This window comes from Pseudomonas palmensis, from assembly GCF_017848315.1.
Lineage (GTDB): Bacteria > Pseudomonadota > Gammaproteobacteria > Pseudomonadales > Pseudomonadaceae > Aquipseudomonas > Aquipseudomonas palmensis.
Map to the genome: position 1 here is coordinate 172,489 of NZ_JAFKEC010000004.1, position 21,251 is coordinate 193,739.

Here is a 21,251-nt window from a genome sequence, read left to right on the forward strand (position 1 = left end):
GGCACCGTCGCCGCGGTGCCGTTCATTGATTCAGGCGTTTGTCGATCAGGCCTTGGACCACGCTCGGGTCGGCCAGGGTCGAGGTGTCGCCCAGGTTGTCCAGCTCGTTGCAGGCGATCTTGCGCAGGATGCGGCGCATGATCTTGCCCGAGCGGGTCTTGGGCAATGCTGGCGCCCACTGGATCAGCTCGGGTTTGGCAAAGCTGCCGATCTCCTTGCTGACCAGCGCCAGCAGCGCCTGCTTGAGGTGGTCGTCCGGGGTCACGCCGTTCATGGGCGTGACGAAGGCATAGATGCCCTGGCCCTTCAGGTCGTGAGGGTACCCGACCACGGCGGCTTCGGCGATGCTGTCGTGCAGCACCAGGGCACTTTCCACCTCGGCAGTGCCGATGCGGTGCCCGGACACGTTGATCACGTCGTCGATGCGCCCGGTTATCCACAGGTCGCCATCGGCATCGCGGCGCGCGCCGTCGCCGGTGAAGTAGTAGCCCGGCAGGGGTTTGAAGTAGGTGTCGATCATGCGCTGATGATCGCCGTATACGCTGCGGATCTGCCCCGGCCAACTGGCCTTGATCGCCAGCAGCCCGCTGCCGGGGCCCTCGATCAGCGCGCCCTTGTCGTCCAGCAGCACTGGCTGCACGCCGAACAGCGGACGGGTGGCGCAACCGGGCTTGATGTGGCGGGCGCTGACCAGCGGGCTGAGCATGATGCCGCCGGTCTCGGTCTGCCACCAGGTGTCGACGATCGGGCAGCGCTTCTCACCGACCTTCTCGAAGTACCATTCCCAGGCTTCCGGGTTGATCGGCTCGCCCACGCTGCCCAGCAGGCGCAGGCTCTTGCGCGAGGTACCGTCGAGCGGCGCCGAACCTTCGCGCATCAGTGCCCGCAGAGCGGTGGGGGCGGTATAGAAGATGTTTACCTGGTGCTTGTCGACCACCTGCCAGAAGCGCGAGGCATCGGGGTAGTTGGGCACGCCTTCGAACATCAGGGTGGTGGCGCCGTTGGCGAGCGGGCCGTAGACGATGTAGCTGTGGCCGGTTACCCAGCCGACATCGGCGGTGCACCAGAACACCTCGCCGTCGCGGTAGTCGAACACCACCTTGAAGGTCAGGGCGGCCTGCAGCAGGTAGCCGGCGGTGGTGTGCAGCACGCCCTTGGGCTTGCCGGTGCTGCCGGAGGTGTAGAGGATGAACAGCGGGTCTTCCGCATCCATCGGCTCGGGCGGGCAGTCGTCGCCCACCTGGCTGATTGCCTCGTGGTACCAGAGGTCGCGGGCTTCGTTCCAGTCCACCGGGCCGCCGGTGCGGCGTACCACCACCACGCTGCTGACGTCCGGGCAGCTTTGCAGGGCCTTGTCGACGTTGTTCTTCAGGCCAATGCTCCTGGCGCCGCGCACGCCTTCGTCGGCGGTAATCACCGTGCGGCAGTCGGCGTCGAGGATGCGGTCGCGCAGGGCGTCGGGGGAAAAGCCGCCGAACACCACCGAGTGAATCGCGCCGATGCGGGTACAGGCCAGCATGGCGAAGGCAGCTTCGGGAATCATCGGCATGTAGATGCACACCCGGTCGCCCTTGTTCACCCCGCGCTGCTTGAGCACGTTGGCCAGGCGGCACACCTGCTGATGAACCTGGCGGTAGGTGAGGGTGGTGGACTGCTGCGGGTCGTCGCCTTCCCAGATGATCGCCGGCTGGTCGCCGCGCTGAGCCAGGTGGCGGTCCAGGCAGTTGTAGCTGACGTTGAGTTTGGCATCCTTGAACCAGGTTGCCTGGCCCGTGCGCAGATCGCTCTGCTGAACAGCCGACCAGGGGCTGATCCAGTCCAGGCGCCTGGCTTGTTCGGCCCAGAAGGTGTCGGGATCGTCTACGGACTGGCGATACAGGCGCTGGTAGTCGGCCTGGGAGAGTTGTGCCGCCTTGCTGACGGCATCGGCTTCGGGGTAGTCGCTGATATCGAACATTGGGGGGCCCTTTCCTGTTGGATAGGTGTCGCTCCCATCGCGGGCCAAGCCCGCTCCCACGCGGTGTGCATCGTACCTGTGGGAGCGGGCTTGGCCCGCGATGGGGATAACAACATCCCGACAGTGTAGCCCTTAGCCCCGGTGACGCCCGCGGAAGTAGTTGATCAGGCCCTGGGTCGAGGCATCTTCGGCCGGCTCTTCGATACCGCCGGTCAGGCGCTGGTACACGCCCTTGCCCAGTTCCTTGCCAAGCTCCACTCCCCACTGGTCGAAGGCATTGATGCCCCACACCACGCTCTGCACGAACACCTTGTGCTCGTACATCGCCACCAGCGCGCCCAGGCGCCGCGGGCTGATGCGCTCGACCACCAGGGTGTTGCTCGGACGGTTGCCCGGGATCACCTTGTGCGGCGCCAGGCGCTGTACCTCGGCTTCGGCCATGCCCTTGTCGCGCAGCTCGGCCTCGGCCTCGGCGCGGGTCTTGCCGAGCATCAACGCCTGGCTCTGGGACAGGCAGTTGGCGTACAGCCACTGGTGGTGGTCGGCCACCGGGTTGAAGCTCACCACCGGCACGATGAAGTCGGCCGGGATCAGCTGGGTGCCCTGGTGCAGCAACTGGTGATAGGCATGCTGGCCGTTGCAGCCCACGCCGCCCCAGATCACCGGCCCGGTGTCGTGGTCGACCGGAGTGCCGTCCTGGCGCACGCTCTTGCCGTTGGACTCCATGTCCAGTTGCTGCAGGTGCTTGGTGATGTTGCGCAGGTAATGGTCGTACGGCAGGATCGCGTGGCTCTGGGCGCCCCAGAAGTTGCCATACCACACGCCCAGCAAGGCCAGCAGCACCGGCATGTTCTGCTCGAACGGTGCGGTCTGGAAGTGCTGGTCCATGGTGTAGGCACCCGACAGCAGCTCCTTGAAGTTGGCGGTGCCGATGGCCAGGGCGATCGGCAGGCCGATGGCCGACCACAGCGAATAGCGTCCGCCTACCCAGTCCCACATCGGGAAGATGTTCTCTTCACGGATACCGAAGGCCACCGCAGCGGCCTTGTTGCTCGATACGGCGATGAAGTGCTTGTACAGCTCGGCTTCCGAACCACCCTGGGCCAGGTACCAGACCCGAGCCGCCTGGGCGTTCTTCAGGGTTTCCAGGGTATTGAAGGATTTGGACGACACGATGAACAGCGTGGTCTCGGCACGCAGCTTGGCCGACAGCTCGTGGAATTCGCTGCCGTCGATATTGGCCAGGTAGTGGCAGCGCACGCCGCGCTGGGCGTAGGGCAGCAGGGCCTCGGAGACCAGCTCCGGGCCGAGGAACGAGCCGCCGATGCCGATGTTGACCACGTCGGTGATCGGCTTTTCGCTGTAGCCGCGCCACAGGCCGTCGTGGATGCGCCCCACCAGCTCGGTGACCTGATTCAGCACCTTGTGCACGTCGGGCATGATGTTCACGCCATTGACGCTCAGTTTGTCGCCCACCGGGCGCCGCAGCGCGGTATGCAGGGCCGGGCGGCCTTCGGAGGCGTTGACGATTTCGCCGGCGAACAGCGACTTGATCGCGTCCTGCAGGCCCACTTCGTTGGCCAGCCCCACCAGCAGGTCGCGGGTCTGGCGGTCGATGAGGTTCTTCGAATAGTCCAGAAACAGCCCGCAGCTGCTCAGGCTGAACTGCTCGAAGCGCTGCGGGTTGGCGTTGAACGCTTCGCGCATGCTGAAGCCCTGCATGGCGCTGCGGTGTTGCTGGAGCGCCTGCCAGGCGGGCAGCGTAGTGACATCGTGGGGGGTGCGGTAGTACGCCATCGCTGCAGGTTTCCTTGGTACGTGAACTGCCTTTGACACTGGAAAGACGGGCCCGTTTCCAGTGTGGCAGGTTAATTGCCCGGCAGCCCGGCCGGGTGCGTTATCACTGTTCGTCGAGGTTCAGGTGCAGGTTGTCGATCAGGCGCGTGGCGCCCAGTACCGCTGCCACCAGAATCACCAGGTCGCGGTCGTTCGCCCCTGCCGGGCGCAGGTTCAGCGCCTGACGGATTTCCAGGTAGTCGGGCTTGAAGCCGGCCTCCACCAGTTGTTGCCGACCTTCGGCGATCAGCACCTCGAAGTCACGGCGGCCCTGGCCGATTGCCTGGGCGATCCGGCTCAGGGTGCGGTAGATCGTGGGCGCAGTGGCACGTTGTGCGTCGGTCAGGTAACCGTTGCGCGACGACAGGGCCAGGCCGTCCTCGGCGCGCACGGTCGGCTCGCCGATGATCTGGATGGGCAGGTTGAGGTCGCGCACCAGCGCGCGGATCACCGCCAGTTGCTGGAAGTCCTTCTGGCCGAACACGGCCAGGTCGGGCTGGACCATGTTGAACAGCTTGCTGACCACCGTGGCAACACCCTCGAAGTGCCCGGGACGGCTGGCGCCACACAGCCCTTCGGACAGGTGCGGCACGCTGACCAGGGTCTGGGCCGCCATGCCGTCGGGGTACATTTCTTCGACGTTGGGGGTGAACAGCAGGTGGCAGCCGGCCTGCAGGAGTTTTTCCTGGTCGGCGGCGAGGGTGCGCGGGTACTTGTCGAGGTCTTCGTTGGCGCCGAACTGCAGCGGGTTGACGAAGATGCTCGCCACCACGAAATCGGCCCGCTGCGCGGCCTTGGTCACCAGCGCGGCATGCCCGCTGTGCAGGTTGCCCATGGTGGGCACGAAGCCGATGCGCTTGCCCTCGCTGCGTGCGCGGGCGACCGCAGCGCGCAGTTCAAGGATGGTCTTGACGGTATTCATGCGCTGAACCCATGTTCGGTGCCGGGGAAGGTCACGCCCTTGACGGCTTGCACGTAGGCACCGAAAGCACCGGCAATGTCGGGCTGGCCGAGCATGAAGTTCTTCACGAACTTGGGCACGCGGCCGCTGAGCGACAGGCCGAGCATGTCGTGCATCACCAGTACCTGGCCATCGGTGGCGCTGCCGGCACCGATGCCGATGACCGGAATGGTCACGGCCTGGGTGATTTCCGCCGCCAGCTCGCTGGGCACACATTCGAGCAGCAGCATGGCTGCGCCGGCCTGCTCCAGGGCGATGGCGTCGGCGCGCATCTGCCGTGCCTGGTTCTCCTGGCGGCCCTGGACCTTGTAGCCGCCCAGGATGTTCACGGTCTGCGGCGTGAGGCCCATGTGCGCACACACCGGCACGCCGCGTTCGGCCAGCAGGCGAATGGTCTCGGCCAGCCAGGCGGCGCCCTCGACCTTGACCATGTGCGCGCCGGCCTGCATCAGTGCGCCGGCATTGGCGAAGGCCTGCTCGGTGGTGGCGCAGGCCATGAAGGGCAGGTCGGCCAGAATCAGCGCACCCTGGTTGCCGCGCTTGACGCAGGCGGTGTGGTAGGCCATTTCGGCGTTGGTCACCGGCAAGGTGCTGTCATGGCCCTGCAGGACCATGCCCAGGGAGTCACCCACCAGCAATATTTCCACGCCGGCCTGACTCGCCACCTTGGCAAAGGTCGCGTCATAGCAGGTCAGCATGGTTATTTTCTCGCCCTTGGCCTTGAGGCCTTGCAGGGTGGTCAGGGTTACTTCTGGCATGAAAGGAATCCTCGTTCAGGCGCTGTGAAAAACGACTGCGTACAACGCGTGTATTCATCTACTGGAACAGCACATCATCGATTGTGGTGTTTGGAGTACAACCCTGTTCCAGGCCTATATACGCCTTATGCGGCGCCGGGGCGCTGCGGGACGCCTATAGTCGTGAGCACGAAGACTGAAGTCAATTACCCTGTTACCGCATTGTTACGAAGGCGCTGTTACGGGCGTTACCGCGTGGGGGAGCGCCCGGTTACAGGCGCTCGAGGCCAACGAACGGGCATTCTGCCAGCAATCGCGCGAGGGGGCGCTGGTCGGGCAGGCAGAAGTTGCCGGGCACCAGCTCTGCCAGGGGGTACAGCACGAACGGGCGTGCGTGCATGTGGTAGTGGGGAACCTTCAGGCGCGGCTCGTCGATCACCTGATCGGCATACAGCAGGATATCCAGGTCCAGGGTGCGAGGCCCCCAGCGTTCCTTGCGTTCGCGGCCCTGGTCGGCCTCGATGGCCTGCAGGGCATCGAGCAGCGCCAGCGGCGCCAGCGAGGTATCGAGCGCCGCAACCGCGTTGGTGTAGCGCGGCTGGCCAGGCGACAGCGAGTCGCTGGCGTAGAACGACGACACACCGGCCAGTTGCGAACCCGGCAACCGGCCCAGCGCCTCGAGGGCGCTGCGCAGTTGCTGTTGCGGGTCGGCCAGGTTGCTGCCCAGGCCGATGTAGGTACGCACCATGCGGCGTTACTCGCCTGCGCCGTCGGCGCGCTTGCGCTTGCTCGGGCTGCGCTTGCGTTTGCGCGGGCCCGCGCCGGCGCCGTCGTCGCGGCTGCCCAGGTCACGGATCATGTCGCGGCGCTCGCTGTCGTTGCAGTCCTGGTAGTCGGTCCACCATTGGCCCAGGCCGTCGGTTTCCTCGCCCGCGCTTTCGCGCAGCAGCAGGAAGTCGTAGCCGGCGCGAAAACGCGGGTTGTCCAGCAGCAGGTCGGCACGTTTGCCGCTGCGCCGTGGCAGGCGCTCCTGCATGTCCCAGATCTCGCGGATCGGCATCGTGAAGCGCTTGGGGATCGCAATGCGCTGGCACTGTTCGGCGATCAGCTCGTGGGCGGCTTCCTGCAGGGCCGGGATCGGCGGCATGCCGCGGCTCTGCAGGCGCAGGGCACGCCCTGGCAGCGCCGGCCAGAGCATGGCGGCGAACAGGAAGGCCGGGGTGACCGGCTTGCCTTGCTTGATGCGCAGGTCGGTGTTGATCAGCGCCTGACTGATCAGGGTGTGGGTGTAGGTCGGCTGGTCTTCCAGCGCCTGGGCACTGGCCGGGAACAGCGGGTCGAACAGTTGCAGGTCGACCAGCATCTCGAAGGTGTCGGCCGCATAGCCGGACAGGAACAGCTTCAGGGTTTCTTCGAACAGGCGTGCGGCAGGGATTTCGCGCAGCATCGGGGCCAGCTCGCGGATCGGTTGCACGGTGTGCTTTTCGATACCGAAGTTGAGCTTGGCCGCGAAGCGCACGGCCCGCAGCATGCGTACCGGGTCTTCTTGGTAGCGCTGCACAGGGTCGCCGATCAGGCGGATCAGACGGTTGCGGATATCGTGCACGCCGTTGGCGTAATCGAGAATGCGCTCGCTGACCGGATCGTAGTACAGGGCATTGATGGTGAAGTCGCGGCGCTGCGCGTCTTCTTCCAGGGTGCCGTATACATTGTCACGCAGGATGCGCCCGCTCTCGTTGCGTGAAGAGGTGTGGCTGTTCTCTTCCTCGACCTCGGGATGGTTGGCGCGGAAGGTGGCGACTTCGATGATTTCGCGACCGAAATGGATATGCACCAGCTTGAACCGCCGGCCGATGATCCGGGCGTTGCGAAACTCTGCACGGACCTGTTCGGGGGTGGCACTGGTGGCGACGTCGAAGTCCTTGGGGGTAATGCCCAGGAGTTGATCGCGAACGCAACCGCCGACCAGGTAGGCCTGGTAGCCTGCGTTCTGCAGGCGCTCGACGATGTTCACCGCGTGGCGGCTGAACTGGCCACGTTGCAGTGAATGCTGGCCGCTATTGATCACTTCGGGCGTGGTGCGAATGTGGTGCTGGCCACGCACGGTAGGACGGAATGACTGGAACAACTTCTTCAGCATGGGATGCACTGTTTGAAGGAATGTTCGGCCAAAAACGAAGAATGGCCGCATGATGGGCGGGGATTCTAGCATTTACTCGAAGGATGGTGTAGGCGGGTGCATCGGGCGGGCTGAAAGCCGGAAACTACAAGGGGAGCCGAAGCTCCCCAAGAAGTAGTTGCATGCTCTTATTGTTCTTTTGCCGGGCTTCTTGTTTTTGTTGAGTGCCCTACCCACAAAACCGCAAGGCTTGTGGGTGTTCTCCCTAACCGGGAGTCAAGAGCAAACGGATTGCTTTGGTCGCTGAGGTTGCAGTGATCATGCGATCCAACCAGTTCAGGCCCTGCTTGAGTGCAGTTTTTGTTGTTCTCTGCCTGGTTGTGGGGCAAGCCCCAAATACAACTCCTCTCCAAAAGAATCAGTTAGCTGCGCCTCCGCCGTCTTGTTCTTATTGTGCGTGAGCCGATTCGTCTTATTTTTATTGTCTTTTGCAGTGCTTGTTATTGTTCTTGTACCGAACATATAGCAGGTGCCGTGCCAACTTTTGCAAACCCCAGTAAAACAAGGGGTTAGGCGGTTTTGGGGGCGTCTGGCGGGCATAAAAAAACCGGGGATTCGTTACCGTATGCCCCGGTTTCTGTTACGTGATCAGCGTGAGGTAACATTTTTTTCACACGCCCTGGTGTTACCTGCCGGTAACACCGGTGCGCGTGCTGGCTCAGCTTTCGCTGGTGGCCCCGCTCTTGCGCCGCGGGATACCCAGGCGCTGACGACGTTCCCACAGGCATTTGCGGCTGACACCGAGCTTGCGGGCCAGCTCGGTCTCGGTCATGTGGTCCTGGTGTTCGAGTACAAAGTGCTGGAAGTAGTCTTCCAGTGACAGGTCTTCGGTCGGTTCGTGGCTGGTGTTGCTGGCGGCACCACCGGCAGACGGCAGGCCGGCGAACACGTCATCGTCTTCCAGGTCGGCCAGCTCGATGTCGATGCCCAGCAGGTCGGCAGAGATTTCCGGGCTTTCGCACAGGATCACCGCGCGCTCCACGGCGTTTTCCAGCTCTCGCACGTTGCCCGGCCAGGAGTAATGACGAATGGCCTGTTCGGCGTCATGGGCGAACTTCAGGTCGTTGCGCCCGATGCGTGCGCTCTGGCGGGCGAGGAACGCATTGGCGATCTCGTTGACGTCGGCGCCACGCTCGCGCAGGGCGGGCAGCTTGAGGGCGATCACGTGCAGGCGATAGTAAAGGTCTTCGCGGAACTGGCCGACCTTGGCCAGGTTCTTCAGGTCGCGGTGGGTGGCGGCAATCAGGCGCACATCGACCTTTTGCGATTGCACCGAGCCCACCCGTCGGATCTCGCCTTCCTGCAGTACGCGCAGCAGGCGGGCCTGGGCTTCGAGCGGCAGTTCGCCGATCTCGTCGAGAAACAGCGTGCCCCCGTCGGCCGCTTCGACCAGGCCGGCACGGCCGGCGCTGGCGCCGGTGAACGCGCCCTTTTCGTGACCGAACAGCTCGGACTCGATCAGGCTTTCGGGAATCGCCGCGCAGTTGACCGAAATCATCGGCGCCTTGGCCCGGCGTGACAGGTTGTGCAGCGCGCGCGCCACCAGCTCCTTGCCGGTACCCGATTCACCCTGGATCAGTACATTGGAGTCGGTGGGCGCGACCTTGCGGATCTTGCCGTACAGGTCCTGCATCGGCGGGCACGAGCCGATGATGCCGATTTCGCCATTGGCATTGCCCGGCTTGTCCGCCGGGGCCGCCTTGGCGCCGGCGCTGCTGCGCTCGGCAGGGGCGGCGGGGGCGTTCTGGCGGTCGCGCAGGATGCGGGCGACGGCCTGGAGCATCTCGTCGTGATCGAAGGGCTTGGCGATGTAGTCCACTGCGCCCATCTTCATCGAGTCGACGGCCGAGCGCAGGCTGGCGTAGCTGGTCATGATCAGCACCGGCTTGCCTTCGCCCAGCTTGATCAGCTCGGTACCCGGTGCGCCGGGCAGGCGCAGGTCGCTGACAATCAGGTCGAAGCTCGGAATGCTGAAGCGTTCCTGGGCCTCCTGTACCGAGCCGGCTTCGCTGACCTGGTACTGGTTGCGTTCGAGCAGGCGACGCAAGGCCGAGCGGATGATGGTTTCGTCTTCGACGATCAGAATATGCGGCATTGATTCAATTCTCTCGACGGTCTCAGTTCACAGCGGACGTCGCTACGACATGACGCGGCAGGGTCACACGGATCCGGGTGCCACGCTGGCTTTGAGTATCGGCCGGGCTGTCGATGGTGATTTGTCCATAATGCTCTTCCACGATGGAATAGACCAGAGCGAGCCCCAGCCCGGTGCCTTCGCCCGGATCCTTGGTGGTGAAGAAGGGTTCGAACAGCCGGTCCATGATGCTCTTCGGAATGCCGCTGCCTTCGTCCTCGACGATCAGGTCGACGGTGTGCTCGCTGGCTTCGCTCTTGACCCGTACCGCCGTGCCGGCCGGCGATGCATCGCGGGCGTTGGACAGCAGGTTGATGAGTACCTGCGCCAGGCGCTGCGGATCGCCGTCGACCCAGTGCTCGGGGTCGCACAGGTTGAAGAACTGTACTTCGAAATTGCGCCGGTTCAAGGCCAGCAGACCGATGGCATCCTGCGCCACTTCGGCCAGGCACACCGGTTCGTCACTGTGCTGGTGGCTGCCGGCGTGGGCGAAGCTCATCAGCGACTGGACGATGCGCGAGATGCGCTTGGTCTGCTCCAGGATCTGGCTGCTCAGCTCGGTGATCTCGCCGTCGTCCTCGCGCTCTTCACGCAGGTTCTGCGCCAGGCAGGCGATGCCGGTGACCGGGTTGCCGATTTCGTGGGCGACCCCGGCGGCCAGGCGGCCGATGCTGGCCAGGCGCTCGGAGTGCACCAGCTTGTCTTCGAGCATCTGGGTTTCGGTGAGGTCTTCCACCAACAGCACCAGGCCGCTGTTGCCAGGTGCCAGGGGCTCGTCGATGGCCGCCTTGTGCAGGTTGAGCCAGCGGGTCTGCCCGTCCAGGCCCAGGCGCTGCTTGTGCAGGTGCTCGTCGGGCACGTTGATGAACCCCAGCAACAGGCCGCGCCAGGGTTCGCCGATGGTGGTCAGGCGCGAGCCGACCACACGCTTGGCGGGGATGCCGGTCAGCTCTTCCATGGCCCTGTTCCACATCAGGATCTCCTGATCCTTGGCCAGCGAGCAGACGCCCATGGGCAGCTCCTGCAGGGTCTGGCGGTGGTAGCGGCGCAGGGCATCGAGCTCGGCGGCCAGGCCGGTGAGGCGCGAGTGATAGTCTTCCAGGCGGCTCTCGATGAAATGGATGTCTTCGGTCACGTAGTTCTCGCTGCCCGACTTGTACGGCAGGAAGGTCTCGACCATGTCCTGTGCCACGCTGGGGCCCATCAGGCCCGACAGGTTGGCCTCGATGCGGTCGCGCAGACGTCGCAGGGCGTACGGGCGGCGTTCGTCGAAGGGCAGGTACAGGTCGCGCAGGGCTTGCTCGACTTCTTTCTGCGCGGCCTTGGCGCCCAGCGGCTTGGCCAGCTGGGTGGCGAATTCCTGCGGCGAGGCGGCGTGCAGTTCGCGCCGTTGCGGACGGCGCACGTTATCCACGGCGCAGGCCTCGGCGGCGGCGACTTCCTCGGCGCTGGCGTTGCTGAACAGCGAGATCAGGGTGAACAGCAGCACGTTGGCCGCCAGCGAGGCGATCGCCGCCATGTGCCAGCTGGTGTCGTCGAGCACATAGATCATGTTCAGCAGCGGAATGTAGAAGCCCTGCAGGTTGCCCACCAGCGGCAGCAGCATGGTCACCATCCACACCAGGATCCCCGCCAGCAGGCCGGCGATGAAGCCGCGTCGGTTGGCGGTGGGCCAGTACAGCACCGACAGCACGCCGGGCAGGAACTGCAGGGTGGCAACGAAGGCGACGATGCCCAGGTTGGCCAGGTCCTGCTGGGCGCCGAGCAGCAGATAGAAGCCGAAACCAGCGGCGATGATCGCCACGATCAGCGCGCGGCGCGTCCATTTCAGCCAGCGATAGATGTTGCCTTCGGCCGGCGGCTGGTACAGCGGCAGCACCAGGTGGTTCAGCGCCATGCCCGACAGCGCCAGCGTAGTGACGATGATCAGCCCGCTGGCAGCGGATAGCCCGCCGATGTAGGCCAGTAGCGCCAGGGCCTGATTGTTGGCGGCGATGCCCAGGCCCAGGGTGAAGTATTCCGGGCTGGTGCTGGCGCCCAGCTTGAGCCCGGCCCACAGGATCAGCGGTACCGCCAGGCTCATCAACAGCAGGAACAGCGGCAGGCCCCAGCTGGCGCTGACCAGCGAGCGCGGGTTGAGGTTCTCGGTAAAGGCCATGTGGTACATGTGCGGCATCACGATGGCCGAGGCGAAGAACACCAGCAGCAGGGTGCGCCACGGGCCTTCCTGCAAGGGTGTGTGCAGCGCGGCGAGGGCGGTCTGGTTCTGCAGCAGCCACACCTCCAGCTCGTGCGGGCCGCCGAACACCCCGTACAGCGCATACAGGCCGATGCCGCCCAACGCCAGCAGCTTGACCACCGACTCGAAGGCGATGGCGAACACCAGCCCCTCGTGTTTCTCGCGGGTGGCGATATGGCGTGAGCCAAAGAAGATGGTGAACAGCGTGATCATGGCGCAGAAGGCCAGGGCCACGCGACTCTTGACCGGCTCGCCGGTGAGGATGCTGATGGAGTCGGCCACGGCCTGGATCTGCAGGGCCAGCAGCGGCAGCACGCCGATCAGCATGAAGATCGTGGTGAGGGCGCCGGCCCAGGTACTGCGAAAGCGAAACGCGATGAGGTCGGCCAGCGACGAGAGCTGGTAGGTGCGGGTGATCTTCAGGATCGGATAGAGCAGCACCGGGGCGAGCAGGAATGCACCGGACACTCCCAGGTAGCAGGCCAGGAAACCGTAGCCGTACTGGTAGGCCAGGCCGACTGTACCGTAGAAGGCCCATGCGCTGGCGTACACGCCCAGCGACAGGGTGTAGGTCAGTGGGTGGCGAATGATCGAGCGCGGGATCATGCCGCGCTCGCTGATCCAGGCCACGCCGAACAGCACCAGCAGGTAGGCGGCGCTGATCAGGATCATCTGGGTCAGGCTAAAGCTCATCGGCATCACGTTGGCTCTGCAGGATAAAGGTCACGACGATCAGGATCAGCCACAGCAGGTAGGGGCGATACCAGGCGCCGGTGGGTTCGATCCACCAGTCCATGATGGCCGGGGAGAACAGGTAGATCCCCACTACCAGAAGCAGGACCAAGCGATAGATGTACATGCGGGCCTCGTTGGCTGTGGACGCTGCGTGCCTGGGCTTATTATTGGCGCAAATCGGCGTCGATGGTAACGGAAGGGCCGGTGCCTGCAAACGACCTTCGCCAGAATGCCCAACGAATTGAATTTGTTGGGCTTTGTGCAAGCTGTTCCGGCCTCTTCGCTGCCCAGGTTGTGCATTGGCCTCGAGGGCAACGGTGCACCGATGGGCGCTGGCCTGCCAGCGAAGGGCTCAGCGCCTGTGTCAGCAGTGAGCAACGATCAATGAAGGTCGGCTTCCGGCACGCTCAGGCGCCGGGGCAGGGCGTCGGTATTCCAGTGCTGGGCGGCGTGCGCGAGTACCTCGCTCGGCGTACCCAGCGCCATGCCCGCCTCGACCGGTTGGCCGAGCGCACGCAAGGCCCGCAACAGCAAGGGTGTGGCCTGGTCCGCTGGCAACGGTGCCGAGCGATACGACTTGCCCAGCTTGTGCCCGTCGGGCTGAGTGATCAGCGGCACATGCAGGTAGCGCGGCTGCGACAGGCCCAGCAGCTCCTGCAGGTACAGCTGGCGCGGGGTGTTGTCGAGCAGGTCGGCGCCGCGCACGATATCGGTCACGCCTTGCCAGGCATCGTCCAGCACCACTGCCAGCTGGTAAGCGTACAGGCCATCGCGGCGCCGGATCACGAAGTCGCCCACCTCGCGTCCCAGGTGCTGCTCGAAGCGGCCCTGCAGACGGTCGGTGAAGTGATAGCTCAGCTCCGGCACGCGCAGGCGAATGGCCGCGTCCTCCTGGGCGTGGCCCAGGTTGCGGCACAGGCCCGGATAGATACCGTTGTACCCTTCCAGCTGCTTGCGCGAACAGGTACAGGCGTACGCCAGGCCCTGCTGGAACAGGCGCTGCACCACGGCGGCATAGGCGTCGTGACGCTGGCTCTGGTACACCACTGCGCCGTCCCAGTGCAGGCCGTAGTTTTCCAGAGTGTGCAGGATGGCGGCCTGGGCGCCGGGGGCTTCGCGCGGCGGGTCGATGTCTTCCATGCGCAGCAGCCATTGCCCGCCCACCGCGCGTGCGTCCAGCCACGAGGCGAGGGCGGCGACCAGCGAGCCGAAATGCAGAAAACCACTGGGGGTGGGGGCGAAGCGCCCGATGTAGCGCGGGGTGTTCATCACAGGCGGGTAGATCCGACAGCCATAAATGAAACGGGGCGCCTTGAGCGCCCCGTTCTGTTCAGGTCAGGCCTTGCCGACCTGTTTTTCCTTGATTTCCGCAAGGTTCTTGCAGTCGAAGCACTTGTCGGCGGTAGGGCGGGCCTCCAGGCGGCGCACACCGATTTCAACACCGCAGTCTTCGCACCAGCCGTAGTCCTTGTCCTGGATCAGTTGCAGCGTCTTGTCGATCTTCTTGATCAACTTGCGCTCGCGGTCACGATTGCGCAGTTCCAGCGCAAATTCTTCTTCCTGGCTGGCACGGTCTGCCGGGTCGGCAAAGTTGGCTGCCTCTTCCTTCATGTGGTCTACAGTCCGATCCACTTCCTTCATCAGGTCCTGCTTCCACTTGTTCAGGATGGAGACAAAGTGGGCCCGCATGTCATCGCTCATGTACTCCTCACCCTTACCAGCTTCATAGGGGGTGAAGTCGCCAACGGCTTGAACGGTTTGTTTCTTTTCTTGGGTGGACATGAATAGACCGCCTCTCACTCTTCTAATCCATTGCGCAGGCTTCTCCATCTCCGGCGCCCGCCGGCCCTGCGACTGCGAGCCGCCGAACTTACCAGATCGAATCGGGGCGCGCTACTCCCGGTTGTCTCCCCGGTTGACCACGGCTTTACCCACACGTTCGTTCCCATGCATGGGTAGAATCATCATTTTAGACCCATTTGAGAGAAGGCCATGGCCCAGCCCTACAGTGCGCGCAGTCGCGCCATCGAACCCTTTCATGTCATGGCGCTGCTGGCGCGGGCCAACGAACTGCAGGCAGCCGGGCATGACGTGATCCACCTGGAGATCGGCGAGCCGGACTTCACCACTGCCGCGCCCATCGTCGAAGCCGGCCAGGCTGCCCTGGCCGCAGGCCACACGCGCTACACCGCGGCACGTGGCCTGCCTGCGCTGCGCGAGGCGATTGCCGGGTTCTATGCCCAGCGTTACGGGGTGAACATCGACCCGCAGCGCATCCTGATCACCCCGGGCGGCTCGGGCGCATTGCTGCTGGCGGCCAGCCTGTTGGTCGACCCAGGCAAGCACTGGCTGCTGGCCGACCCGGGCTACCCGTGCAACCGGCACTTTCTGCGCCTGGTCGAGGGCGGTGCGCAACTGGTGCCGGTCGGCCCCGAGGCCAACTACCAGCTCAATGCCGACCTGGTCGAGCGTTACTGGGACAACGAGACCGTCGGTGCACTGGTGGCCTCGCCCGCCAACCCCACCGGCACGGTGCTCGACCGCGAGCAACTGGCCAGCCTGTCGCAGGCCACCCGTGCGCACAATGGCCACCTGGTGGTCGACGAGATCTACCACGGCCTGACCTACGGCATCGACGCCCCCAGCGTGCTGGAAGTCGATGACGACGCCTTCGTGCTGAATAGTTTCTCAAAATATTTCGGCATGACCGGCTGGCGCCTCGGCTGGCTGGTAGCGCCGCCTGCAGCGGTCGCCGACCTGGAGAAGCTGGCGCAAAACCTCTACATCAGTGCGCCGAGCATGGCCCAACATGCTGCGCTGGCCTGTTTCGAACCGCGCACGCTGGCGATTTTCGAGGAGCGTCGCGCCGAGTTCGCGCGGCGTCGCGACTTCCTGTTGCCGGCCCTGCGCGAGCTGGGCTTCGGTATCGCGGTGGAACCGCAAGGGGCGTTCTACCTGTACGCCGATATCAGCGCGTTCGGCGGTGATGCCTTCGCGTTCTGCCAGCACTTCCTCGAAACCGAGCACGTAGCCTTCACCCCGGGCCTGGACTTCGGTCGTCACCAGGCCGGGCACCATGTGCGGTTTGCCTACACCCAGAGCCTGCCGCGCCTGCAGCAGGCGGTCGAGCGGATCGCCCGCGGTTTGCGGAGTTGGCAAGGCTGATGCGTTTTTTCCCCGAACTTGAGCAGGCGCGCCTGCTGCGTCGCTACAAACGTTTTCTGGCCGACATCGAACTGGCCAACGGCGAACAGATGACCATCCACTGCCCCAACACCGGGTCGATGCTCAACTGCATGCTGGAGGGCGGCAAGGTCTGGTTCAGTCGGTCCAGCGACCCCAAGCGCAAATTGCCGGGCACCTGGGAAATCGCCGAGACCCCGCAAGGCCGGCTGGCCTGTGTGAACACCGGGCGGGCCAATGCCATCGTCGAAGAGGCGCTGCACGCCGGGCGCATCACCGAGCTGGCCGGCTTCACGGCGCTCCGGCGGGAGGTGGCCTATGGCGAGGAACGCAGCCGCATCGATTTTCGCCTGGAGTACCCCACAGGGCCGGCCTATGTCGAGGTCAAGAGCGTGACCCTGGGCTTCGACGGCTCGCGGATAGCGGCGTTTCCCGACGCGGTGACCCAACGTGGCGCCAAGCACCTGCGCGAACTGTCGGCACTGGTGCGCCAGGGTGTGCGGGCGGTGCAACTGTATTGCGTGAACCTGAGCGGCATCGATGCGGTGCGCCCGGCCGAGGAAATCGACAGCGCCTATGCCGCGGCCTTGCGTGCAGCGGCAGCCGAAGGTGTCGAGGTGCTGGCCTACGGCGTGCACCTGGACGGCGAGCAGATCAGCATCGACCGCGCATTGCCGGTGATGCTCACGTAATGAGCCAGATGCCCTGGCTGTCTTCCCGGCAGTCCAGGGCCTGCAATGCATCCCCGGTACAGGGGCCGGCCACGCATTCACCGGACTCCGGCACGAACAGTGCGCCGTGATGAACGCAGGCGATCAGTTGGGCGCTGGGGTCCAGGAATTGGTCTGCCTCCCAGTTCAGGCCGATGCCACGATGAGGGCAGCGGTTGCGGTACAGGTAGACGCGGCCCTGGCGACGTACGCCGAACAGGTCGATGCCTGCGGCCTTGAAGCCACGGCTCTGGCCCTCGCCCAGATCGGACGGGCGGCAAAGAAGGTGCATGGGTAGGTTCACTTGAAGAAACGAGAGTCGGCTTGACGTCCAAATGCAAATAATTATCAAATTGCCCGCAATGGCCGTGCCCGGCGTCTTTATACCGCGAGTACGGGCACTGCCCAACCGTTATCCACCTGGACAACGGTCCGCCTTCATCTAAGGAAGCCTTGCTATGCGCCGACGTGCCAGCCTGATCGCCCTGTGTATCGGGCTTGTTTTCAACTCGGCGGCCCAGGCCGAACCCCTGGCCGCCCGCTGGGTCAGTGCCGGCGGTGCGCTGAGCGAGTGGGTGGTGGCGCTGGGCGGCGAGTCGCGGCTGGTGGGCGTCGACACCACCAGCCAGCACCCGGCGAGCCTCAAGGCGCTGCCCAGCATCGGCTACCAGCGTCAGCTGTCGGCCGAAGGGGTGCTCAGCTTGCGCCCGGACCTGCTGGTTGGCACCGAGGAGATGGGCCCGCCAGAGGTGCTCAAGCAGCTCCGGGGGGCCGGGGTGAAGGTGGAGCTGTTTTCGAGCACGCCCGAGCTGCAGGCCGTGCATGGCAACCTCCGGCAACTGGGCCGCCTGGTGGGCGACGAGGCACAGGCAGAGCGCCTGTTCGGCGAGTACCGGCAGCAGCTTGACGGGCTGGCGGCACGAATCAAGGCAGTGCAGGGCAGTCAGGCGGCCCCTGGCGTGATTCTGCTGGTGGGGCATGGCGGTGCCAAGCCGATGATCGCGGGCAAGGGGACCGCAGGCGACTGGATGATTCGCCAGGCCGGCGGGCGCAACCTGGCCGACAATGACGGCTACAAGAACTTCTCGGTCGAGGCGCTGGCGGCGCTGAACCCCCAGGTGCTGGTGTTTGCCGATCGCAGCCTGTCGGGCGAGGCGGCGCTGCAGGCCCTGCTCAAGGAAAACCCGGCGCTGGCGGCCTCTCGCGCAGCACGGGACAAGCGTCTGGTCGAACTTGACCCGACCTTGCTGGTGGGCGGCCTCGGGCCGCGTCAGCCGGCCAGCCTGCAAGCGCTGGCGCAAGCCTTCTACCCGGCGGCCAAGGCGCAACTGGCCCCATGAATCGACTGGTACCACCGCGTGCTCTGTTCGTCGGCCTGAGCCTGCTGTGCCTGTTGGCGGTGTGGCTGTCATTGGCACTGGGGCCGGTCAGCCTGCCGTTGCTCGACACCCTGCGAGCCGGGCTGCGCCTGATAGGCGTGCCGATTCAGGCCCAGGGGCTGGAGCAGGCCGAACTGATCCTGGGCCAGATTCGTCTGCCGCGCACCTTGCTCGGGCTGGTGGTCGGCGCGGTGCTGGCGATTTCCGGGGTGGCGATGCAGGGCCTGTTTCGCAACCCGCTGGCCGACCCCGGCCTGGTCGGGGTGTCCAGCGGTGCTGCACTCGGGGCGGCGGTGGCGATTGTGGGCGGCAACTGGCTGGGGGGCGTGCCCGAGGTGTTCGCGCCCTATCTGTTGTCGATCTTCGCCTTTCTCGGCGGGCTGGGCGTGACGGCGCTGGTCTACCGGTTGGGCCGGCGGGACGGTCAGACCAGTGTCGCCACCATGCTGCTGGCGGGCATCGCCCTGACCGCCCTGGCCGCCTCGGTGGTGGGGCTGTTCACTTATCTTGCCGATGACGCCACGCTGCGTACGCTGACGTTCTGGAACCTGGGCAGTCTCAATGGCGCAAGCTACCCGCGCCTGTGGCCGCTGTTGCTGGTGGCGGTGGTGGTGACCTGGTGGCTGCCACGCCGGGCCGAGGCGCTCAATGCCCTGCTGCTGGGTGAGTCGGAGGCGCGCCACCTGGGTATCGAGGTCGAAACACTCAAGCGCGAACTGGTGTTCTGCACCGCGCTGGGCGTGGGGGCGGCGGTAGCGGCGGCGGGGTTGATCGGTTTTGTCGGGCTGGTGGTGCCGCACATGGTGCGACTGTTGTCCGGCCCCGACCATCGCGTGTTGCTGCCGGCGTCGCTGCTGGCCGGAGCGTCGCTGCTGCTGTTCGCCGACCTGATCGCGCGGCTGGCACTGGCGCCGGCAGAACTGCCGATTGGCATCGTCACTGCATTTATCGGCGCCCCCTTCTTCCTTTTTCTGCTGCTACGGGGGCGTGCCTGATGCTACGGGTGGAGAACCTGCAGGTGGTGCGCGGGCAGACCCGGGTGCTCGATGGCATCACCCTGGGCATCGAGCCGGGGCAGGTGCTGGGTGTGCTGGGCCCCAATGGAGCTGGCAAGAGCACCTTGCTCGCAGCGTTGTGCGGCGAATTGCCTGCCCATCATGGCCGTGTGCTGCTGGATGAGCGTGCTTTGGGCGACTGGAGCGGGAATGAGCGGGCACAACGCCTGGCGGTGTTGCCGCAGACTTCAAGCCTGGGCTTTGCGTTTCGTGTCGAGGAGGTGGTGGCCATGGGGCGACTGCCCCACCGCACTGGTCAGGTGCGCGACCAGGCAATCGTGGTCGAGGCACTGGAGGCGGCGGATGCCGGGCACCTGGTGGGGCGCAGCTACCTGGCGCTGTCGGGGGGCGAGCGTCAGCGAGTGCACCTGGCGCGGGTGCTGGCGCAGCTCTGGCCAGGGGGCGACGGCTGCACGCTGTTGCTCGACGAGCCGACGTCCATGCTCGACCCCTTGCATCAGCACACCACGTTGCAGGCGGTCAGAGCCTTTGCCGACCGTGGTGCGGCGGTACTGGTGATCCTGCATGACCTGAACCTGGCGGCGCGCTATTGTGACCGCATCCTGCTGCTCGAGCGTGGCTGCCCGCATGCGCTGGATACCCCTGAACAGGTGCTTCGGCCCGAAGCGCTGCGCGCCGTGTTCGGCCTTGAAGTACTGGTTCAACCTCACCCCGAGCGGGGGCACCCGCTCATCATCGCCCGCTAGGAGCTCGCCCATGCCTCGCACGTTGCTGTTTGGCACCCTGTTGCTGCTGGCGTTGGGACTGAGCGCTTGCCAGTCCGGCGCAACGTTGGCGCCACTGCCGCAGTGGCAAGGCCCGCAGGGGCGCGAGCATGCCGAGCTGGGGCAGATCCGCGAGTTGAGCACAGGCCGGTTACTGACACCGGAGCAACTGGTCCGGCGCCTGGCTGCGGCACCGCGGGTGCTGGTGGGGGAGCAGCACGACAACCCCGATCACCATGCCTTGCAGTTGTGGTTGTTACGCGCGCTGGAGCAGCAACGGCCGCAGGGCAGCCTGCTGTTGGAGATGCTGGAGCCGGCGCAGCAGGCGCGGGTGGATGCACTCAAGCAGCAGCCCACGCTACCGGTCGACCTGGTGTCGGCGCTGCACTGGCAATCAGGTTGGGATTGGGCCCTGTATGGCCCGATCGTGCGCCATGCGCTGGGGCAGCCCTATCCGTTGCTGGCGGCGAACCTTGATCGCGCCGAGGTGCGGGATATCTACCGCCAGGTACCGAAGTTGGAGGGGCAGCACGCTACGACCGCTGCGGTTACCCAGGCCTTGCTCGACCAGATACGTGAAGGGCATTGCGGGCTGCTGCCTGAATCGCAGATGCCGGCCATGCTGGCGGTACAGCAGCAGCGTGACCGGCGAATTGCCCAGCGCCTGATGCAGGCGCCGACGCCGGCCCTGCTGTTGGCGGGGGCCTATCACGTGCGCAACGACCTGGGCGTGCCCTTGCATCTGCTGGACTTGGGGGTAGAGCAGGGCACCAACGTGCTGATGCTGGCGCAGGTGGGGGAAAAGGTGGACGCAGGCATGGCCGATTACGTGTGGTTTACCGCTGGCGTGGCCGAGCAGGATTACTGCGCGAGCCTGCGCAAGGGCGGGTGATACAGGCTGTGAATGTGTGGTGGCCCTTTTCGTGGGCTTGCCAGTGCATAGGCCATGACAGGCAACTCAAATCCCAGGCAAAAAAAAGACCCGGCAAAGTGCCGGGTCAATAACCGTGATTAGCCTGATGAGGAGATAATCTGAGAGTCCGAACCAAGGTCTTTCAGAATATCCAACCAGTCTCGCGACCAGTTGTGATAATCATAACGATTCTCATTTCGAAGTCAATCCTTTCATTCTGCTTATTTCAATTATTTTTGCAGGGCGCCTTGGCATCCAGCTGTTTGTTCAGCGCATCCTTGCGTTCAACGGGGATGTCGTTCCAGTGCACATCCAGCAGCGCGCCTTCTATCGCGTAGAGCAGCACCTTCGAGGCACGAAAGCCGCGGCTGCGTACCGCGTGGTAGGCGTTCACCGCGCCCAGCCGACGAAGGTCCGAGAGACTGTGGATGCCCACCGCATGCAGCCACTGCGCCGACGTCTTGCCAAGATTTTTCAGATGCTGAAGTTCATCGTTCATCAAGCCTCC

At 64.9% G+C, this 21,251-nt stretch carries 19 protein-coding genes; 6 read left to right on the top strand and 13 right to left on the bottom strand.

Annotation, left to right across the window (positions count from 1 at the left end; genetic code table 11):
- Positions 1-22: 22 nt before the first annotated feature.
- From acs to dksA, 11 genes are all read right to left on the bottom strand, one after another.
- Positions 23-1,957, bottom strand: coding sequence for an acetate--CoA ligase (acs, locus tag JZZ72_RS04330; protein ID WP_210014088.1), 1,935 nt, complete (start codon positions 1,955-1,957; stop codon positions 23-25).
- 132 nt (positions 1,958-2,089) lie between these two features.
- Positions 2,090-3,754 carry a glucose-6-phosphate isomerase gene (pgi, locus tag JZZ72_RS04335; RefSeq protein ID WP_078481326.1) on the bottom strand — a complete coding sequence of 555 codons (1,665 nt, stop codon included), beginning with the start codon at positions 3,752-3,754 and terminating at the stop codon, positions 2,090-2,092.
- Between the two features lie 103 nt (positions 3,755-3,857).
- Positions 3,858-4,715 (bottom strand): pantoate--beta-alanine ligase, encoded by an 858-nt coding sequence (gene panC / locus JZZ72_RS04340; protein WP_210014089.1) that lies wholly within the window; start codon positions 4,713-4,715, stop codon positions 3,858-3,860.
- Positions 4,712-5,512 carry a 3-methyl-2-oxobutanoate hydroxymethyltransferase gene (gene panB, locus JZZ72_RS04345; RefSeq protein ID WP_043863808.1) on the bottom strand — a complete coding sequence of 267 codons (801 nt, stop codon included), beginning with the start codon at positions 5,510-5,512 and terminating at the stop codon, positions 4,712-4,714. The genes panC and panB overlap by 4 nt, the downstream gene beginning before the upstream one ends.
- A gap of 250 nt (positions 5,513-5,762) precedes the next feature.
- Positions 5,763-6,239 (bottom strand): 2-amino-4-hydroxy-6-hydroxymethyldihydropteridine diphosphokinase, encoded by a 477-nt coding sequence (gene folK / locus JZZ72_RS04350; RefSeq protein WP_100634048.1) that lies wholly within the window; start codon positions 6,237-6,239, stop codon positions 5,763-5,765.
- Between the two features lie 6 nt (positions 6,240-6,245).
- Positions 6,246-7,631, bottom strand: a complete 1,386-nt coding sequence (locus JZZ72_RS04355; protein ID WP_043863806.1) for a polynucleotide adenylyltransferase PcnB — start codon at positions 7,629-7,631, stop codon at positions 6,246-6,248.
- Between the two features lie 697 nt (positions 7,632-8,328).
- Positions 8,329-9,765 (bottom strand): sigma-54-dependent transcriptional regulator, encoded by a 1,437-nt coding sequence (locus JZZ72_RS04360; protein ID WP_043863805.1) that lies wholly within the window; start codon positions 9,763-9,765, stop codon positions 8,329-8,331.
- Positions 9,766-9,787: 22 nt separating this feature from the next.
- Positions 9,788-12,742: a sensor histidine kinase gene (locus JZZ72_RS04365; protein WP_162484883.1), complete on the bottom strand. Its 2,955-nt coding sequence runs from the start codon at positions 12,740-12,742 to the stop codon at positions 9,788-9,790.
- A complete protein-coding gene (locus tag JZZ72_RS04370) occupies positions 12,726-12,902 on the bottom strand; it encodes a hypothetical protein (protein ID WP_003250005.1) in 177 nt (58 codons plus the stop codon). Before JZZ72_RS04370 ends, JZZ72_RS04365 begins: the two co-directional genes overlap by 17 nt.
- Before the next feature lie 257 nt (positions 12,903-13,159).
- Complete coding sequence (gene gluQRS, locus JZZ72_RS04375) at positions 13,160-14,047, bottom strand: tRNA glutamyl-Q(34) synthetase GluQRS (protein WP_043863803.1); 888 nt, start codon at positions 14,045-14,047, stop codon at positions 13,160-13,162.
- A gap of 66 nt (positions 14,048-14,113) precedes the next feature.
- Entirely contained in the window at positions 14,114-14,560 is a 447-nt protein-coding gene (dksA, locus tag JZZ72_RS04380; protein ID WP_043863802.1) for an RNA polymerase-binding protein DksA, read from the bottom strand.
- Between the two features lie 210 nt (positions 14,561-14,770).
- On the opposite strand from dksA, the gene JZZ72_RS04385 reads away from it, so the two are divergent.
- Positions 14,771-15,943 (top strand): pyridoxal phosphate-dependent aminotransferase, encoded by a 1,173-nt coding sequence (locus tag JZZ72_RS04385; RefSeq protein ID WP_043863801.1) that lies wholly within the window; start codon positions 14,771-14,773, stop codon positions 15,941-15,943.
- Positions 15,943-16,653, top strand: a complete 711-nt coding sequence (gene sfsA, locus JZZ72_RS04390; protein ID WP_043863800.1) for a DNA/RNA nuclease SfsA — start codon at positions 15,943-15,945, stop codon at positions 16,651-16,653. The genes JZZ72_RS04385 and sfsA overlap by 1 nt, the downstream gene beginning before the upstream one ends.
- On the opposite strand, the gene JZZ72_RS04395 is transcribed toward sfsA, so the two are convergent.
- Positions 16,646-16,963: a Rieske (2Fe-2S) protein gene (locus JZZ72_RS04395; RefSeq protein ID WP_058540543.1), complete on the bottom strand. Its 318-nt coding sequence runs from the start codon at positions 16,961-16,963 to the stop codon at positions 16,646-16,648. The genes sfsA and JZZ72_RS04395 overlap by 8 nt on opposite strands.
- A 166-nt stretch (positions 16,964-17,129) precedes the next feature.
- Between JZZ72_RS04395 and JZZ72_RS04400 the strand changes: the two genes are divergently transcribed.
- From JZZ72_RS04400 to JZZ72_RS04415, 4 genes are read left to right on the top strand one after another with little or no spacing between them, the layout of a single operon-like run.
- Positions 17,130-18,011 carry a heme/hemin ABC transporter substrate-binding protein gene (locus JZZ72_RS04400; RefSeq protein ID WP_210014090.1) on the top strand — a complete coding sequence of 294 codons (882 nt, stop codon included), beginning with the start codon at positions 17,130-17,132 and terminating at the stop codon, positions 18,009-18,011.
- A 50-nt stretch (positions 18,012-18,061) separates the two neighbouring features.
- Positions 18,062-19,045 (top strand): FecCD family ABC transporter permease, encoded by a 984-nt coding sequence (locus tag JZZ72_RS04405; protein WP_177333020.1) that lies wholly within the window; start codon positions 18,062-18,064, stop codon positions 19,043-19,045.
- Complete coding sequence (locus JZZ72_RS04410) at positions 19,045-19,812, top strand: heme ABC transporter ATP-binding protein (protein ID WP_210014091.1); 768 nt, start codon at positions 19,045-19,047, stop codon at positions 19,810-19,812. Before JZZ72_RS04405 ends, JZZ72_RS04410 begins: the two co-directional genes overlap by 1 nt.
- Positions 19,813-19,822: 10 nt before the next feature.
- The gene (locus JZZ72_RS04415; protein WP_210014092.1) at positions 19,823-20,722 is read left to right on the top strand and encodes a ChaN family lipoprotein; all 900 of its coding nucleotides are present in this window, start codon (positions 19,823-19,825) and stop codon (positions 20,720-20,722) included.
- A gap of 247 nt (positions 20,723-20,969) precedes the next feature.
- Here JZZ72_RS04415 and JZZ72_RS04420 read toward each other — a convergent pair whose 3' ends face one another.
- Positions 20,970-21,242, bottom strand: a complete 273-nt coding sequence (locus JZZ72_RS04420; RefSeq protein WP_043863794.1) for a TfoX/Sxy family protein — start codon at positions 21,240-21,242, stop codon at positions 20,970-20,972.
- Positions 21,243-21,251: the final 9 nt, after the last annotated feature.